The 16,070-nt window shown below is 68.1% G+C and carries 16 protein-coding genes and 2 pseudogenes; 13 read left to right on the forward strand and 5 right to left on the reverse strand.

The window, feature by feature from the left end; all coding sequences use genetic code 11:
• Nucleotides 1–173 precede the first annotated feature (173 nt).
• The 3 genes from ACFJGT_RS09765 (at nt 174) to ssb (ending at nt 2,733) form a co-directional block, all read left to right on the forward strand.
• Nucleotides 174–1,169: an ABC transporter substrate-binding protein gene (locus ACFJGT_RS09765; RefSeq protein WP_377848334.1), complete on the forward strand. Its 996-nt coding sequence runs from the start codon at nt 174–176 to the stop codon at nt 1,167–1,169.
• A complete protein-coding gene (locus ACFJGT_RS09770; RefSeq protein ID WP_377848335.1) occupies nt 1,166–2,023 on the forward strand; it encodes an ABC transporter permease in 858 nt (285 codons plus the stop codon). Before ACFJGT_RS09765 ends, ACFJGT_RS09770 begins: the two co-directional genes overlap by 4 nt.
• A gap of 146 nt (nt 2,024–2,169) precedes the next feature.
• A complete protein-coding gene (ssb, locus tag ACFJGT_RS09775; RefSeq protein WP_377848336.1) occupies nt 2,170–2,733 on the forward strand; it encodes a single-stranded DNA-binding protein in 564 nt (187 codons plus the stop codon).
• A 279-nt stretch (nt 2,734–3,012) separates the two neighbouring features.
• On the opposite strand, the gene ACFJGT_RS09780 is transcribed toward ssb, so the two are convergent.
• Together ACFJGT_RS09780 and ACFJGT_RS09785 are read right to left on the reverse strand one after the other, a co-directional pair.
• A complete protein-coding gene (locus ACFJGT_RS09780; RefSeq protein WP_377848337.1) occupies nt 3,013–3,804 on the reverse strand; it encodes a class I SAM-dependent methyltransferase in 792 nt (263 codons plus the stop codon).
• Nucleotides 3,801–4,226 carry an NUDIX domain-containing protein gene (locus ACFJGT_RS09785; protein WP_377848338.1) on the reverse strand — a complete coding sequence of 142 codons (426 nt, stop codon included), beginning with the start codon at nt 4,224–4,226 and terminating at the stop codon, nt 3,801–3,803. Before ACFJGT_RS09785 ends, ACFJGT_RS09780 begins: the two co-directional genes overlap by 4 nt.
• 146 nt (nt 4,227–4,372) lie before the next feature.
• Here ACFJGT_RS09785 and ACFJGT_RS09790 point away from each other — a divergent pair, with 146 nt between their 5' ends.
• From ACFJGT_RS09790 to ACFJGT_RS09835, 10 genes and pseudogenes are all read left to right on the forward strand, one after another.
• A complete protein-coding gene (locus ACFJGT_RS09790) occupies nt 4,373–4,891 on the forward strand; it encodes a GAF domain-containing protein (protein WP_377848339.1) in 519 nt (172 codons plus the stop codon).
• A 7-nt stretch (nt 4,892–4,898) separates the two neighbouring features.
• A pseudogene (locus ACFJGT_RS09795) lies at nt 4,899–5,250 on the forward strand (winged helix-turn-helix domain-containing protein).
• 345 nt (nt 5,251–5,595) lie between these two features.
• Nucleotides 5,596–6,618, forward strand: a complete 1,023-nt coding sequence (gene exbB, locus ACFJGT_RS09800) for a tonB-system energizer ExbB (protein ID WP_377848340.1) — start codon at nt 5,596–5,598, stop codon at nt 6,616–6,618.
• Between the two features lie 3 nt (nt 6,619–6,621).
• Nucleotides 6,622–7,071: a TonB system transport protein ExbD gene (gene exbD / locus ACFJGT_RS09805; RefSeq protein WP_377848341.1), complete on the forward strand. Its 450-nt coding sequence runs from the start codon at nt 6,622–6,624 to the stop codon at nt 7,069–7,071.
• The gene (locus ACFJGT_RS09810) at nt 7,068–7,931 is read left to right on the forward strand and encodes an energy transducer TonB (protein ID WP_377848342.1); all 864 of its coding nucleotides are present in this window, start codon (nt 7,068–7,070) and stop codon (nt 7,929–7,931) included. Before exbD ends, ACFJGT_RS09810 begins: the two co-directional genes overlap by 4 nt.
• Before the next feature lie 64 nt (nt 7,932–7,995).
• On the forward strand, nt 7,996–8,244 hold the full coding sequence (locus ACFJGT_RS09815) for a hypothetical protein (RefSeq protein WP_377848343.1): 249 nt from the start codon (nt 7,996–7,998) through the stop codon (nt 8,242–8,244).
• A gap of 393 nt (nt 8,245–8,637) precedes the next feature.
• Nucleotides 8,638–9,843 (forward strand): ABC transporter substrate-binding protein, encoded by a 1,206-nt coding sequence (locus ACFJGT_RS09820; protein ID WP_199090422.1) that lies wholly within the window; start codon nt 8,638–8,640, stop codon nt 9,841–9,843.
• Between the two features lie 157 nt (nt 9,844–10,000).
• Nucleotides 10,001–11,869 carry an ABC transporter permease gene (locus tag ACFJGT_RS09825; RefSeq protein ID WP_377848344.1) on the forward strand — a complete coding sequence of 623 codons (1,869 nt, stop codon included), beginning with the start codon at nt 10,001–10,003 and terminating at the stop codon, nt 11,867–11,869.
• The gene (locus ACFJGT_RS09830; RefSeq protein ID WP_377848345.1) at nt 11,866–12,639 is read left to right on the forward strand and encodes an ABC transporter ATP-binding protein; all 774 of its coding nucleotides are present in this window, start codon (nt 11,866–11,868) and stop codon (nt 12,637–12,639) included. Before ACFJGT_RS09825 ends, ACFJGT_RS09830 begins: the two co-directional genes overlap by 4 nt.
• Nucleotides 12,639–13,349: an ABC transporter ATP-binding protein gene (locus ACFJGT_RS09835; protein ID WP_377848346.1), complete on the forward strand. Its 711-nt coding sequence runs from the start codon at nt 12,639–12,641 to the stop codon at nt 13,347–13,349. The genes ACFJGT_RS09830 and ACFJGT_RS09835 overlap by 1 nt, the downstream gene beginning before the upstream one ends.
• Here the strand turns inward: ACFJGT_RS09835 and ACFJGT_RS09840 are convergent.
• The 3 genes and pseudogenes from ACFJGT_RS09840 to cueR form a co-directional block, all read right to left on the reverse strand.
• Complete coding sequence (locus ACFJGT_RS09840; RefSeq protein WP_377848347.1) at nt 13,312–13,863, reverse strand: MarR family winged helix-turn-helix transcriptional regulator; 552 nt, start codon at nt 13,861–13,863, stop codon at nt 13,312–13,314. The genes ACFJGT_RS09835 and ACFJGT_RS09840 overlap by 38 nt on opposite strands.
• Nucleotides 13,864–14,072: 209 nt before the next feature.
• Nucleotides 14,073–15,492: pseudogene (locus ACFJGT_RS09845) on the reverse strand (M20 family metallopeptidase).
• Between the two features lie 166 nt (nt 15,493–15,658).
• The gene (gene cueR / locus ACFJGT_RS09850) at nt 15,659–16,069 is read right to left on the reverse strand and encodes a Cu(I)-responsive transcriptional regulator (protein ID WP_377848348.1); all 411 of its coding nucleotides are present in this window, start codon (nt 16,067–16,069) and stop codon (nt 15,659–15,661) included.
• Between the last annotated feature and the right edge of the window lies 1 nt (nt 16,070).

Here is a 16,070-nt window from a genome sequence, read left to right on the forward strand (position 1 = left end):
ACGGTCCTGACGGCCCCTGACAGGGGCCGGCATCGCCTCGCCGCCTCGGATGCGCGATGCTCGATCGCGAGCGGCCGGGATCGCGGATCAATTCGCCCGGTTCTGCGTTTCAGCGCGAACCGCCCGCGCCACCGGCCCGGCGGCGCCAGCCATGAAAGATCGGGGGAGCAACGATGATGAAAGCCCTTCTTGGAGCAGCAACCCTCGCGCTCGGCCTCGGCCTCGGCGCGCCGGCCATGGCCTGCGAACTCGACCGGCCCTTGAAGATGGCCGGGCTCGACTATGATTCCGCGGCTTTCCACACTGCCGTAGCCAGCGCGATCGCCGAGCGTGGTTTCGGCTGCAAGGTCGAGCGCGTTCCGGGCGTGGTCGCCCCGCTGGTCAATGGGCTGGCGCGCGGCGATGTCGACATCGTCATGGAGATCTGGATGGCCAACCCGGTCGATGCCTGGGTGAAGGCGGCCGAGGCCGGCAAGGTCGAGCCGCTCGGCACGACGTTCCCCGATGCGAGCGAGGGCTGGTTCGTGCCGCGTTATCTGGTCTCGGGGCCCGATGCCAAGGCGCCGGACCTGAAGACGCCGCAGGACCTCAAGCGCTACAAGGCGTTGTTCGCCGATCCCGAGGAGCCGGGAAAGGGGCGTTTCTACAATTGCGTCGCCGGCTGGGTCTGCGAGGGCATCAACACCAAGAAGCTCGCGGTCTATGGGCTCGCCGAGGATTTCACCAATACGCGCGGCGGCTCGGGCGAGGCGCTGGTCGCCGCGATCGAGGCCGCGCTCAAGCGCAAGCGCCCGGTCGTGTTCTATTACTGGGGGCCGAGCTGGGTGCTCGGCGCCTATGATCTCGTCAAGCTGGAGGAAGCACCCTTCGATGCGAGCGTCTGGGCCGAGCTCAAGGCCAGCGACAATCCCAAGCGCGCCACCGCCTATCCGACGAGCAAGGTCGTGATCGGCGCGAATATCGATCTGGCGAAGAAGGCGCCGCAACTCGCGAGTTTCTTCAAGAGCTATGGCACGACCAGCGACGTCACCTCGAAGATGCTCGCCGAGGCGCGCGAGAAGGGCGTCACGCCCGAGCAGCAGGCGCTGGTCTTTCTGAAGACGCAGGGCGATATCTGGAAGAAGTGGTTGCCGGCCGACATCGCCAGCAAGGTCGCCGCGAGCCTGTGACGACCGCTTTGGTGCCGGATCTCGGCAAGGCGCTGCAAGGTGCCGTCAATCGGGCGGTCGATGCCCTCGTCACGGGCTATGGCGACAGGCTCGACGGCGTCGGTGCGGCGCTGACGGCGCCTGTTCGCCTCGTCGAGACGCTGCTTCAGCATGTCCCGGTCCCGGCCTTCGTGCTGGCCATCGCGGCCGGAGCCTGGCTCGCGACGCGGCGGATCGGCTTCACTCTGGCGATGGCGGTTCTGCCACTGGCCTTGGCGGGGCTTGGCGTCTGGGGCGAGGCGATGCAGTCGCTCGCGCTTGTGACCGTCGCCGTGCTCTTCGTCGTGCTGCTGGGCCTGCCGCTCGGCGTCGCGGCGGCGCGCAGCCCGCGGCTGGGGAGGGCGCTCGCGCCGCTCTACGACCTCATGCAGACCATCCCGAGCTTCGTCTACCTGATCCCGGTCGCGATGCTGCTCGGGCTCGGGCGCGCGCCGGCCCTCGTCGCGACGCTCATCTACGCGCTGCCGCCCTTCGCGCGCTTGACCGAGCTCGGCCTGCGCGGCGTCGATGCCGGGCTGGTCGAGGCCTCGCGGGCGCTGGGCCTCCGGCCGAGGCAGGCCTTCTGGCTGATCGAACTGCCGCTCGCCCGGCCGACCATCCTGCAGGGGCTGAACCAGGCGATCATGATGGCGCTGGCGATGGTCGTGGTCGCCTCGATGATCGGCGCGAAGGGGCTGGGCGAGGTCGTGCTGCTCGGCCTGCAGCGGGCCGATCCCGGCCTCGGCTTCGTCGGCGGGCTCGGCATCGTCCTGCTCGCGGTGCTGCTCGACCGGATGGCGCAGGCGACCCTCGGCGCCCGACACCCTCATCGCTGAAGCGTGGCCGAATCAGCGGGGGACAACCTCGAATCAGACCCTTGAACAAAACAAGAACATCATTGATAATGCCTCAATCGGCCGATAGGGTTCGGCTCCGGTCAAGAGGCCGGTTTGTGTGAAGTGCGCAGGAAATGGAGCCTGTCATGGCTGGTAGCGTCAACAAGGTCATTCTGGTCGGCAATCTCGGGCGCGATCCCGAAGTGCGCCGACTCGGCAGCGGCGAGCCTGTCGTCAATCTGCGTATCGCCACCTCCGAGACCTGGCGCGACAAGCAGAGCGGCGAGCGCAAGGAGCGCACCGAGTGGCACTCGGTGGTGATCTTCAACGAGAACCTGGCGAAGGTCGCCGAGCAATACCTGAAGAAGGGCTCGAAGATCTATATCGAGGGCCAGCTTCAGACCCGGAAATGGCAGGATCAGTCCGGCGTCGAGAAATACACCACCGAGATCGTGCTGCAGCGTTTCCGCGGCGAGCTCACCATCCTCGACAGCCGCCAGGGCGGCGGCGACGAGTATAGCGAGGGCGGTGGCAGCAGCGGCGGCTATGGCGAGGAGCGCTCGGGCGGTGGCGGAGGCTCGTTCGGCCGCTCCAGCGCGATGGGCAGCGGCGGTGGCGGCGGTTCGCGCCAGCCGGCTATGTCGGGCGGCGGCAGCGGCGGTGGCGGGCGCTCGTCCTCCAGCCATCTGGACGACGATATCCCGTTCTAGGCCCCGGGAATTCCTCTCGGAACCGCGCTGTCATCCCGGGCGTGACCCGGGATCCATGCCGGAGCGAGGGAAGTTCGTTTCGAAGGGCCGGTTCTCGCAGGAGACCCGGCCCTTCTGCTGTTGGCCAGGAGCATGACGGTTTCTCACGGAAACACACCGTCATCCCGGACAAGCCGCGAAGCGGCGCCGATCCGGGATCCATCATGAGGCCCGGCGCTTGACGATGGATCCCGGGCCAGGCCCGGGATGACGGCGTGGTTTGGTGTAAAGTCGGCGGGCTCAGGGCCGCGCGATGACGAGCCTCAGCGAGCCGTCGAAGCTCGGCTGCTGCCGCAGGAAGCCGTAGCAGGAATCCCAGGCGCCGGTTTCCAGGTCCTGGCGCAATGTCTCGATCGAGGCGGCGTTCCGCGCCGCGTCGACGAAGCTCCAGGCCGAGCAGGCCGAGCGCGCACCGGGATCGAGGAAGAATTCGGGCCGGCCGTAATACGCCTCGTTGAAGCCGTCGCGGCAGGCAAGCGGGATCGGCACCGCGACGATCTCGACCTCGCCGCCGAGCACCGTGCCGATATGGCCGAGCGAGGGATAGCGTCGCGCTTCGGTCGCCAGCACATCCGGCGCGTAATGGTCGAGCCAGAAGGCCTGCACCAGCTCGGGATCGCAGGACAGGATCGCGACCGGCCCGCGCGTCACGCGGCGCATCTCGCGCAAACCTGCATCGAGATTCTGCCATTGATGCACGGTGAAGGTCGCCATGCTCGCGTCGAAATGGCCGTCGGGGAAGGGCAGGGCCTCCGCCGTGGCATCGATCGCCGGGACGATATCGGCCGGGCGCTGCGCCCGCATCGCGGCGGAGGGCTCGACCGCGGTCATGTCGCGGCCGCGCGGCTCGTAGGACCCGGCGCCCGCGCCGACATTGAGGATACGGCGAGCCGGGCCGAGCGCCGCCTCGATCAACGCGGCGATGGCGGGCTCGGGCTGGCGATAGGAGGCATAGCCCTGCCCGATGCGGCCGTAATCGGCATCGCCGGCGCTGCCATCGGCGCGGCGCGGGCTCGAAGTCAGGTCGTTCATCGGGATGTCTCCGTGAGCATGGAGCGCCAGAGCGGCAGGGCGTGATCGCGCGTCAGTGGGGCGAGGGGAAGCGTCGCGGCCGTATCGGGTTCGAGCCAGGCGATCTCGGCGATTTCCGCCGCGGGCTTCGGTTCGCTGTCGAGCGGCAGGGTGAAGAGCTCGGCCTCGACGATAAAGCCGGGTTCGTTGGCGGCCGGAGCTGCGAAGCGTCCGCAATGGCGCGCAGCCCTTGGCGGAACCTCCAGACCAAGCTCTTCCTGCAACTCGCGGCGCAGGGCATCGAAGGGCTCTTCGCCGGGCTCGATCTTCCCGCCCGGCTGCATGAACCAGGCGGTGCCGCGTTTGCGGACGAGCAGCAGCCGCTGGCGCGCGTCGATCAGCAGGGCGGCTGCGATGCGGATTCGCCGGAGACCCTCGCTCAAGACCGATTCCTTTCAGGCTGGCGCGGGGAGGATTGGCACAATCCGCCGGGGGTGGGGAAGGAGCCTCTTCGATGGCGCGGCCGGGAGGATGGTGGTAGGAACCGGCGCTGGATTTCGAGAGCGAACGCGAGCGAGGCGTCAGGATCATGTTCGAGGCACGCAGCATCGCCGCCGGCAGCAAGCCGGACTTCTATCGCGAGCTCGCCGGGCAGCTCGAAGCCCTGCTCACCGGCGAGAGCGACCCGATCGCCAACGCGGCCAACACCTCCGCGCTGCTGTTCCAGATGATGCCGAACCTGAACTGGGCCGGCTTCTACATCATGCGCGGTGGCGAGCTGGTGCTCGGCCCGTTCCAGGGCAAGCCGGCCTGCGTCCGCATTCCCGTCGGCAAGGGCGTCTGCGGTGCGGCGGTCGCGCAGGGGAAATCGATGCTGGTCGAGGATGTCCATGCCTTCCCCGGCCATATCGCCTGTGATGCGGCTTCGCGCTCGGAACTTGTGGTGCCGCTGCATGGCCGAGACGGCGTCATCGGCGTGATCGATCTCGACAGCCCGTCGCCGGCGCGATTCGACGCCGACGACCAGGCCGGTATCGAGCGCATCGCCGCGATTTGGCTCGCCGCCTGCGGCGAAGGCGGGCAGGCGACCCTCGCCAAAGCCTCCTGAGGCCGCGGTGCCCTCGCTGAGCCTGCGCATCCAGCTCGACCCCGAGGGCAGGATCGGCCCCGGCAAGATCGCGCTGCTCGAGAATATCGCGAACTCATGGCTCGATCTCGGCCGCCGGCCGGGCGATGGAGATGTCCTACCGGCGCGCCTGGGAGTTGGTCGAGGAGCTGAACGTGCTCTTCGGCAAGCCGGTGGTCGAGCGCCAGGTCGGCGGTCGCAACGGTGGCGGCGCGCAACTCACCCCACTCGGCGAAGCGCTCATCCTGCGCTTCCGCGCGGTCGAGCAGGCTGCGACTGAGGCCGCCGCGACGCATCTCGCTGCCTTGCAGGCCGAGATCGACCGGCCCGAGCAGGGCTGACGGTCGCACCCGGTCGCCGCGGCGGCGGCGCCCTGCATCCATCGAATAGCGGATATGTGAGGGCCACCCGGGAACGCGGGCAGGCCTGATTTCGCGCGGCAGAAGCTCATTCGGGGCCATGCCCGGCGAGCCGCTTTTTCTTGACATGCCCGCACGATTCGAACAGGCGTATCGCATATGCAGCATCGGTGCTGCAAGTCTTTTTTTGTAATGATTCCAATGAGGAAGCTGCCGGCTCCCAGGTGCCGGGCGGCAGGCCGTTGAGCCGGCGAAAGCCGGGCGTGGCACTCCTCCAGAGAAGGCTGATTGGTGATGATGTGTGCGTTCCGTCTGGCTCTTGTTGCGATGAGCCTGTCCGTGGTGGTGGCGCAGGCGCAGGCGCCGGCCGACACCGCTTCGCCGACGGCGCAGGCTCAGCCCGCAGCGCCGACACAGCAAGCCGCCCCCGGTCAGCAGGCTTCTCCGACCCTGCCCACAACTCCGACCAATCCGCTGCCGCCGGCTCTGCCCCAGCTCGGCATCAACCCGCCGAGCGCCGCCCATCCGCCGCTGACGTCCGGCACCCCGGCGACGCCTGTGGTTCCCGCTCCGGCCGCGACCGCGACCCTGCCGCATGACCTGTCGCCCTGGGGCATGTTCATGGCGGCCGACATCGTCGTGAAGGGCGTGATGCTCGGGCTCGCCTTCGCCTCGCTGGTGACCTGGACGATCTGGCTGGCCAAGGCGATGGAACTCGCGGCCGCCAAGCGCTCCGCCGGCCGGGCGCTGCGGCGCATCGAGGCCGCCGAGAACTTGAGCGCGGCCGCCGGCGCCGCTGCCGGCAAGAACGGCAAGCTGCGCGGCGCCGTCGGCCAGTTACTCTCGGCCGCGCTTGCCGAAACCCGCCGCTCGGCCGATCTCGGCGAGGACGGCATCAAGGAGCGCGTCGCCATCGCGCTCTCGCGGATCGAGGCGCGCGCCGGCCGCTCGATGGCGCGCGGCACCGGCCTGCTCGCCACGATCGGCTCGACCGCCCCCTTCGTCGGCCTGTTCGGGACGGTCTGGGGCATCATGAATTCCTTCATCGGCATCAGCCAGGCCAAGACGACCAATCTCGCCGTCGTCGCGCCGGGCATCGCCGAGGCGCTGCTGGCAACCGCGATCGGCCTCGTCGCCGCCATCCCCGCCGTCATCATCTACAACGTCTTCGCCCGCGCGATCACCGGCTACCGCGCCACGCTCTCCGATGCCTCGGGCGAGATCCTGCGCCATCTCTCGCGCGATCTGGAGCGCCGCCAGCGCGCCGTAGCGCCGGCTCCGCGTTCGGCCTCGGCATCCTCGGCTTCGGCTGCAAGCGCGGTCTCTGCGCCGCTCGTTCCGGCGGAGTGAGCCATGGGCGTTTCCCTCAAGGAGCCGCAGGACGGCGACCTTGGCGAGGTCAGCGACATCAACGTCACGCCGTTCATCGACGTCATTCTCGTCCTGCTGATCATCTTCATGGTGGCGGCGCCGCTCTCGACCGTCGATGTCGCCGTCGACCTGCCGGTCTCGAACGCCCAGCCGCAGCCGCGGCCGGACACGCCGATGTTCCTGACCGTGAAGGGCGATCTCACGCTCGCGCTCGGCAATGATCCCGTGCCGCGCGAGGCCCTGCAGACGGCGCTCGACCAGAAGACGAACCGCGACCGCGAGCAGCGGGTCTTCCTGCGCGCCGATGGTAGCGTTGCCTATAGCGAGCTGATGAATGTGATGAACCTGCTGCGCAACGCCGGCTATCTCAAGATCGCGCTGGTCGGTCTGGAGGATACCGGGCAGGGGGCTGCTGCGGGGCCGAAGCCATGAGCCTGGAGCGCCCGTCGCTTTCCCGTTTCGCACCGGCGGCCCTGCGCTGGAGCCTCGCCGCGCTCGTCGTCGCGAGCGCCCACGGCACGGCCGGCTGGGTCATCGCGAACTGGCAGCGCGCCGAGGCGGCGATGGGTTCGCCCCCCGCCGCGGTGATGATCGAGCTCGCGCCGCTCGCCGTCGCGCCGGAAGCGCCTCCGCAGGAGGTCGCGCCCGGGCCCGAGATGGCCGAGGCGCAGCCGGAGCCCGAACCGCCGCCGCCCGAGCCGGTCGAGCAGCCCAAGGAGATCGAGCCGCCTCCCCCGGAACCGGAGCCTGTCGCGATCCCTGAGCCCGAGATCAAGATCCCCGAATTGCCGCCGCTGCCGGATGCCGCGGCCATCCTGACGCCTCCGCCGAAGGAGGTGCCGAAGCCGCCTCCGCCGGAGAAGCCCAAGCCGAAGCCGAAACCCAAGGTCGCCGAGAAGAAGAAGCCGATCCGCCCGGACAAGCCGAAAGCCGAGCAGACCTCGGCGCCGGTGGCACAGGCGCAGACGGCTCCACGCGCGGCTGCTCCGAATTCCGGCGCGTCCTCGCCGTCACCGGCCGCGACGGCGAGCTGGCGCGGCTCGCTGATGGCGCATCTGAACCGCTACAAGCGCTTCCCCGGCGGCGCCAGCCCCGGCACGGTCCAGGTCGCCTTCAGCATCGATCGCGGCGGTCGCGTGCTCTCGGCCCGGCTCGTCCGCGGTTCGGGCGATGCGGCGCTGGACGAGGAGGCGGTCTCGATGATCCGTCGCGCCAGCCCGGTCCCGGCTCCGCCGGACGGTCTCGGCGGCGGAGCGATTTCGCTGAGCGTGCCGATCAAGTTCTCGCGCTAGGCTGGCACGGGAACCGGAGCTATCGTCCGCGCGTAGAACGGTCATGAGCGAGAGGAGAAGCACGGTGACGATCATCAGGCTTGCCGCCGGCGCGATGCTGGCCCTCGCATTGGGCGGCTGCGTCACAACGGAGGCCGAGTACCGGGCCATGGACGAGCAGCGCTGCCGCTCCTTCGGTTTCCGCGCGCCGGGCGAGGCCTTCTCGAACTGCCTGCTGCAGCTCGACCTCGATCGCGCGGCCGAGCGGCGCTATCGCTTCGACCGCTTCGACGCCTCCTTTGGCGGGCCATGGGGCTACGGCCGGCGCTGGTGAACGCCCGACTCCCGACAAGAAAAAAGGGCCACGCCGGAAGCGCAGCCCAAGTCTAGGGAGGAAACGCCCAAGGAGGGCGGCGCAACATCTCTGCTGCGCTGCAATCTAGTTAAGGAAGCTCCGGCCAGTTCGCAAGAGCAAAAGGGCAGCATCGCTGACTTATTTTTAGGCGGCCTGTTTCTCCAATGAAATCAACTATTTTGGGCCGATTCGCGTAAGGCTGCGCGAGCTGCCGCCAGTCGTCTGCTCATCTGCTGCATTGCAAGAATGGCAGATTGACAAGCGTCAGGATTTGCTAACTCATATGTATGCATATGAAATCCGCTTCGCCCGATCCGGTGCGAGCGGTATCGGCGCGGATTGCAGCCGCAGCGAGGCGAAGGACTACCCCTCATGCAGATCGATCGTCGCAGTTTCGTCGCGGGCACGCTCGCCCTCGGCGTCCCCTCGCTCGCGCGCGCCCAGGGCGCCGGGCCGATCCGCATCGGCGAGATCAACTCCTATACCGCGCAGCCCGCTTTCCTGAAACCCTATCGGCAGGCCTGGGAACTGGCGCAGGAGCAGATCAACGCGGCCGGCGGCGTGCTCGGCCGCAAGCTCGAGACCGTCTTCCGCGATGATGCCGGCAAGCCGGAGGACGCGGTGCGCCATGCCGCCGATCTCGCGACCGCCGAGAAGGTCGACATCATCGCCGGCGGCTTCCTCTCCAATGTCGGCCTCGCGCTCGCCGACTATGCCAACCAGAACAAGCGGCTCTATGTCGCCTCCGAGCCGCTGGCCGATGCGCTCGTCTGGTCGAAGGGCAACCGCTACACTTTCCGCCTGCGGCCTTCGACCTACATGCAGGCCGCCATGCTGGTCGAGGAAGCGGCCAAGCTCCCGGCGAAGAAATGGGCGATCGTCGCGCCGAACTACGAATACGGCCAGTCGGCAGTGAAATGGTTCAAGGAATTGCTGCTGAAGGCGCGCCCCGACGTGACCTTCGTCGCCGAGCAGTTCCCGGCGCTCGGCCGCATCGATGCCGGCGCCACCGTCCAGGCGCTGGAGGCCGCTAAGCCCGAGGCGATCTTCAACGTCACCTTCGCGGTCGACCTCGCCAATTTCGTCCGCGCCGGCAACACGCGCGGCCTGTTCGAGGGGCGCCAGGTCGTCTCGATGCTGACCGGCGAGCCGGAATATCTCGACACGCTCGGCGCCGAGACGCCGGAAGGCTGGATCATCACCGGCTATCCGCATGCCGATCTGCAGACCCCGGAGCACGTCAAGTTCCGCGACGCCTACAAGGCGAAGTACAACGACTATCCGCGGCTCGGCTCGGTCGTCGGCTACGAGACGGTGCAGGCCATCGCGGCGGCGCTGACGAAGGCCGCCTCCACCGACAACGAGAAGCTGGTCGATGCCTTCGAGGGGCTGACATTCGGCTCGGCCTTCGGCCCGATCGAATTCCGCAAGATCGACCACCAGTCGACGCTTGGCGCCTATGTCGGCAAGAGCGCGCAGAAGAACGGCAAGGGCGTGATGGTCGACTGGAGCTATCGCGACGGCGCCAAATACCTGCCCAGCGACGACGAGGTCCGCAAGCTGCGTCCGGCTGTTTGAGCCTCCAACGGAACAACGCCGTCATTCCGGGCTTGCCCCGGAATCCATCGTAGGGTGTCGCGTTCTACGATGGATTCCGGATCGGCGCAGCTTTCAGCCGCTTGCCCGGAATGACGGTCAGGTTTGTACCCAGCCAGGCGCCTTGCTCCAAGACGACATGCTTGATCTCGTCCTCACCCAGACCCTGAACGGGCTGGCCTCGGCATCGTCGCTGTTTCTGGTGGCGTGCGGGCTGTCGATCATCTTCGGCGTCACGCGCATCGTGAACTTCGCCCATGGCTCGCTCTACATGCTGGGCGGCTATCTGGCCTTCACGCTGGTGACCTGGCTTGGCCCGGCCGATCCGCTCGGCTTCTGGGGCAGCATCGTCCTCTCCGTGCTCCTTACCGGCCTCGTCGGCGTGCTGGTCGAGATGCTGATCCTCCGGCGGATCTATCAGGCGCCGGAGCTGTTCCAATTGCTCGCGACCTTCGGCGTCGTGCTGATGCTGCAGGATATCGCGTTGGCGACCTGGGGGCCGGAGGATAAGCTCGGCCCGCGCGCGCCGGGCTTCCGCAGCTTCGTCATCCTGTTCGACAACCGCTTCCCGAGCTACGATCTCTTCCTGATCGCGGTCGGGCCGCTCGTGCTCGGCCTGATCTGGCTCTTGTTCCACCGGACGCGCTGGGGCGTGCTGATCCGGGCGGCGACGCAGGATCGCGAGATGGTCAGCGCGCTCGGCGTCAACCAGCGCCTGCTCTTTACCTCGGTCTTCGCCTTCGGCGCGGCACTGGCGGGGCTCGGCGGCGCGCTCCAGCTCCCACGCGAGGCGATCAACCTGCACATGGACCTGTCGATGATCGCCGAGGCCTTCGTGGTCGTGGTTGTCGGCGGGCTCGGCAGCGTGACGGGGGCCTATCTCGCCGCCGTGCTGATCGGCGTGCTCCACGCCTTCGGCATCCTGATCCTGCCCAAGATCACGCTGGTCCTCGTCTTCCTGGTGATGGCGGCGGTGCTGATCGTCCGGCCGCATGGCCTGCTCGGCAAGGCCGGCATCGAGCCGCGCGGCCATGCCGGCCAGCTCTTCCTGCTGCGCCCGGCCGATGGCGCTGCCAAGCTGTTCGGAGCCGTCGCGCTCGGGCTGCTGGTGCTTGCACCTCTGGTCGTGCCGGATCATCTTATCCTGACCCTGACCGATCTCGTGATCTTCGCGATCTTCGCCGCTTCGCTGCACCTGCTGCTGGGGCCGGGCGGCATCATCTCCTTCGGCCATGCCGCCTATTTCGGGCTCGGCGCCTATGGCGCGGCGCTGGCGGTGAAATGGCTGGGCAGCCCGATGGAGGAGGCGCTGATGCTGGCGCCCTTGATGGCCGGCATCGCAGGCGCGATCTTCGGCTGGTTCTGCGTGCGGCTCTCAGGCGTCTATCTGGCCATGCTGACGCTGGCCTTCGCCCAGATCGCCTGGGCGACCGCCTTCCAATGGGTCGACCTCACCGGCGGCGATAACGGCATCCTCGGCGTCTGGCCCTCGGCCTGGGCGGTGCCCAAGACGGTGTTCTACTACCTCGCGCTCACCACCGCCGTGATCGTGATCGTTGCCCTGCGCGTGATCATCTTCGCGCCCTTCGGCTATGCCTTGCGTGCCGGCCGCGACAGCCCCCTGCGGGCCGAGGCGATCGGGCTCGATGTCGGGCGCCTGCAATGGGCGGCTTTCGTCATCGCCGCGATCGCGGCGGGCATTGCCGGCGGGCTCTTCGCCTTCTCGAAGGGCTCGGTCTTCCCGACCTATATGGCGATCCCGCGCTCGGTCGATGCCTTGCTGATGGTGCTGCTCGGCGGCGTGCAGACGGTGGCGGGGCCGGTTGTCGGTGCCTTCGCCTATATGGGCTTGAACGAGCAGCTCGCGAAGATGACAGCCTATTGGCGCTTCGCGCTTGGTCTCTCGATCGTGCTGCTGGTGGTGCTGTTCCCACGCGGCCTCGTCGGCACATGGCTTTACTGGCGCGCCCGGCGCGAGAGCGCCGCGCAAGCAACGGCAACCGCATGAACGCGCCCGTGCCCCCTGTTCTGGAAGCCCGCGACCTCGCAAAATCCTTCGGCGGCGTGAAGGCGGTCGACGGCGTCTCCTTCGCGGTCGAAGCCGGCCGACTGGTCGCCCTGATCGGCCCGAACGGCGCCGGCAAGACGACCTGCTTCAACATGCTGAACGGCCAGCTCAAGCCCGATCGCGGCGAGGTGCTTCTGGCCGGCAAGCCGATCACTGGGCTAGAGCCGCGCAAAATCTGGCGGCTCGGCGTCGGCCGCACCTTCCAGATCACCGCGACCTTCGCCTCGATGACCGTGCGCGAGAACGTCCAGATGGCGCTGATCTCCCATGCCGGGAAGACCTGGCGCCTGTTCGGTCGCGCCGACCAGCGCCGCCTCGAACCTGCGAATGCGCTGCTCGAGCAGGTTGGCATGACCGGGCAAGCCAAGCGCGCCTGTGGCGTGCTCGCCTATGGCGATCTGAAGCGCGTCGAGCTTGCGGTCGCGCTCGCCAACGAGCCGAAGCTGCTGCTGATGGACGAACCCACCGCCGGCATGGCGCCGCAGGAGCGCATCGCCCTGATGGCATTGACCGCCCGCATCGCCAGGCAGCGCGGCATCGCCGTGCTCTTCACCGAGCACGACATGGATGTCGTCTTCGCCCATGCCGACCGCGTGCTGGTGCTGGATCGCGGCCGCCTGATCGCCTCCGGAACCAGCGCCGAGGTGCGCAACGACCCGCAGGTGCGCGCGGTCTATCTCGGCTCCGGCGCGACCTCGGGAGGGCATTGATGGCGACGCTCCTCGAACTGGCGGGCGTCGAGGCCTGGTATGGCCGCGCCAAGATCCTGCACGGTGTCGGCTTTGCGGTCAGGGCTGGCGAAGTCGTCGCGCTGATGGGCCGCAACGGCGCCGGCAAGTCCACGACGATGAAGACGGTGATGGGGCTGGTGCCCGAGCCGCAAGGCTCGATCCGCTTCGAAGGCAAGGAGATCGCCGGCCGCGAGCCCTTCGCCATCGCCCGGCTCGGCATCGGCTATGTCCCGGAAGACCGGCGGGTCTTCTCGGATTTGACCGTGATGGAGAACCTCGAGGTCGGCCGCCAGCCGCCACGGACCGGCGCGCCGCACTGGACGCCGGAGCGGCTGTTCGAGCTCTTCCCCAATCTCGGCCGCATGCGCGACCGGCCTGGTGGCGCCATGTCCGGCGGCGAGCAGCAGATGCTGACCATCGCCCGCACGCTGATGGGCAATCCGCGCCTGCTCCTGCTCGACGAACCCTCGGAAGGGCTGGCGCCGGTGATCGTCGAGGCGATGGCGCAGACCATCCGCGTGCTGAAGGGCGAGGGGCTGTCGGTCCTGCTCTCCGAGCAGAACCTGCATTTCGCCGGCAGCATCGCCGACCGTGCCGTGATCATCGAGAAGGGCCTGATCCGGTTCGACGATACGATGGCGGCGCTCAAGGCTAACGAGGCGGCGCGGAGCCAGTATCTGGCGGTTTGAAGCCAGAAAGCAGGCGCCGCATCACGTCGAGCAGCGGCTCGACTTCGGGCTCGGCCATCGGGTCCAGCGCCGCGACGGTGATCGCCTTGGCGCGTTCGACATAGTCCGGGAGCAATTCGCGGCCGCGCTGGCCGAGCTGCACCAGCACGCGGCGCTTGTCGTCGGGATCGTGCAGGCGCTCGACCAGCCCGCGCTCGGCCAGCCGCGTCACCACGCCCCGGATCGTGGCCGGGTCCATCGCCGTCATGCGGCCGAGCTGGTTCTGGGAAATCCGCCCGTCGACGGCGAGCCGGCACAGCACCGCGAATTGCGGCGGTGTCGGCCCGTCCGCACCCATCATCTCCATGAACATGGCGACATAGCGCTGCTGCATCTGCCGCAGCAGGAAGCCGAACTGCTCGTCCAGCACATAGCCGGCGAGATCAACGGGTTCAGGCATCGCGGAATCGGCCTGGCCGCTGGCCGTGCGGTGATGCCGGCCGAGCCCGTCCTCCGTTTCCTCTGCGCGATCCATGCTAGCTCCGGGTGGCGATTCTGCCGGCGTGCGGCAGGTGGCCATTCTTCCGGATCATATGTGTTCGTTCAATCGGCAAGGCAACGCAGCCACAGCCGTCATGCTCGGGCTTGACCCGAGCATCTCGTAAAGGAAGGGCGCTTCGACCGGCGCGAAATTCTCGGGTCGCCGCTGCGCGGCGCCCGAGAATGACCGCAGGTCAGACGCGATCAGCCCAGCGACATCGTCAGCGGCGGCTTCACTTCGGGCGGCAGCGGCGAGGTGTAGCCTTCCTTGCCCAGCCGCGCCTTGTGGTCGGCCTTGGCGGCTTCCATCAGGGCCGGGTCGCTCAGCACAGCGGCGCCGGTCGCGGCCATCGCCTTGGCGACATGGACCATCGCCTTGTGCGCGGCGGGGGGACTTGCCCTGCGCCACCACCTGCCAGGTGTGGAACGGCGTGCCCATCGCGACCGTCGGCGCATGGGCCTGCACGGTCGGCACCGCCCAGCTCACATCGCCGATATCGGTCGAGCCGATCGCCGGGTTGCGCTTGGCGTCGCGCGGCACCAGGAAGTCGGCGAGCGGGACGCCGGTATCGGGCATGCCGATGGTGCGCCAGATCGAGGCGATCTCCTGCGGGGAGAGCGTCTCGCGGATCTTCTCGGCATAGGCCTTGTCCGCATCGTCGAAATGCGGCGCGCCGAGTTCGCCCATCACCTTGTGCATCGCTTCTTCGAGCGGCGTGTTGGCGACGAGATCGGAAACGGCGCTGACGATGCGCATCTCCATCTTGGTTTCCGTCATCAGCGCGGCGCCTTCGGCGATCTTCTTCACGCGCTGGACGAGCTCCAGCATGCCGCGGAGGTCACGCGCACGGATGGAGTAACGGACGCGGGCATGGGCCTGGACGACGTTCGGCGCGATGCCGCCGGTGTCGAGCAGGGCGTAATGGACGCGGGCGTCGGACGGCATGTGCTCGCGCATATAGTTGACGCCGACATTCATCAGCTCGACGGCATCGAGCGCCGAGCGGCCGAGATGCGGCGCGGCAGCGGCATGCGAGGCGCGGCCGGTGAAGACGAAATCGGCGCGGGTGTTGGCCAAGGCGAGGGCCGGAGCGACTTCCCAGAAGCTCGACGGGTGCCACGAGATCGCGACATCGGCGTCGTCGAACGCGCCGGCGCGAACCATGAAGGCTTTGGCGGCGCCGCCTTCCTCAGCCGGGCAGCCGTAATAGCGGACGCGGCCGGGGATCTTGTTCTCGGCGAGCCATTCCTTCATCGCCACGGCGGCGAGCATCGCGGCCGAGCCGAGCAGGTTATGGCCGCAGCCATGGCCATGGCCGTTAGCCTCGATTTCCTTGTGCTCGGAAGCGCCGGCTTCCTGCGACAAGCCGGGCAGGGCGTCGTACTCGCCGAGGAAGGCGATGACCGGGCCGCCTTCGCCGGCCTCGCCGATCACGGCGGTCGGGATGTCGGCGACACTCTCGGTGATCCTGAAGCCCTGATGCTTCAGCTCCGCGATATGCTCGGCGACGGAGCGCTTCTCGGTGTAGCACACCTCCGGCATGCCCCAGACCCGGTCGGAGAGCGCGATCAGGCGCTCCTTATTCGCATCGACATGCCGCCAGAGATCGTTTCGATTGTCCATTGTCGTTCCGCCTGGGGACCGCATGGGCGTTCCCCGTCTTTTGTTGAGAGGCGGATTCCCCGACTGGGCCGATGTGGCCGGGCCGGACCCGCCTCTGGTGGGCAGCGGCATATGAGCAATCCCGCGCCGCTCCGTCCAGACATTCAGCGCATGGCGGAGCAGCGTCTCAGGCTTTGCCTTGCGTCGGCGTGGTAGCTGCGAAATCGGCGAGGATCGGGCAATCCGGGCGGTGGTCGCCATGGCAATGCGTCGCCAGATGCCGCAGTGTGTCGGCCATCGCCTTGAGTTCGGCCGCCTTTTCTTCGAGCTCGCGCACATGCGCCATGGCGAGGTTCTTCACATCGGCGCTGGCCCGGCTCTTGTCGCGCCAGAGCGCGAGCAGTTCGCGCGTCTCCTCCAGCGAGAAGCCGAGATCGCGCGAGCGGCGCACGAAGCGCAGCGTATGCACGTCTTCGGCGGCATAGACCCGGTATTGCGCGGCCGTGCGGGCCGGCGCGGTGATCAGGCCGATGCTCTCGTAATAGCGGATCATCTTGGCGCTGACGCCGGAGCGGGTTGCGGCTTCGCCGATATTCATC

It is taken from the genome of Allobosea sp. UC22_33, assembly GCF_042700715.1.
GTDB lineage: Bacteria > Pseudomonadota > Alphaproteobacteria > Rhizobiales > Beijerinckiaceae > Allobosea.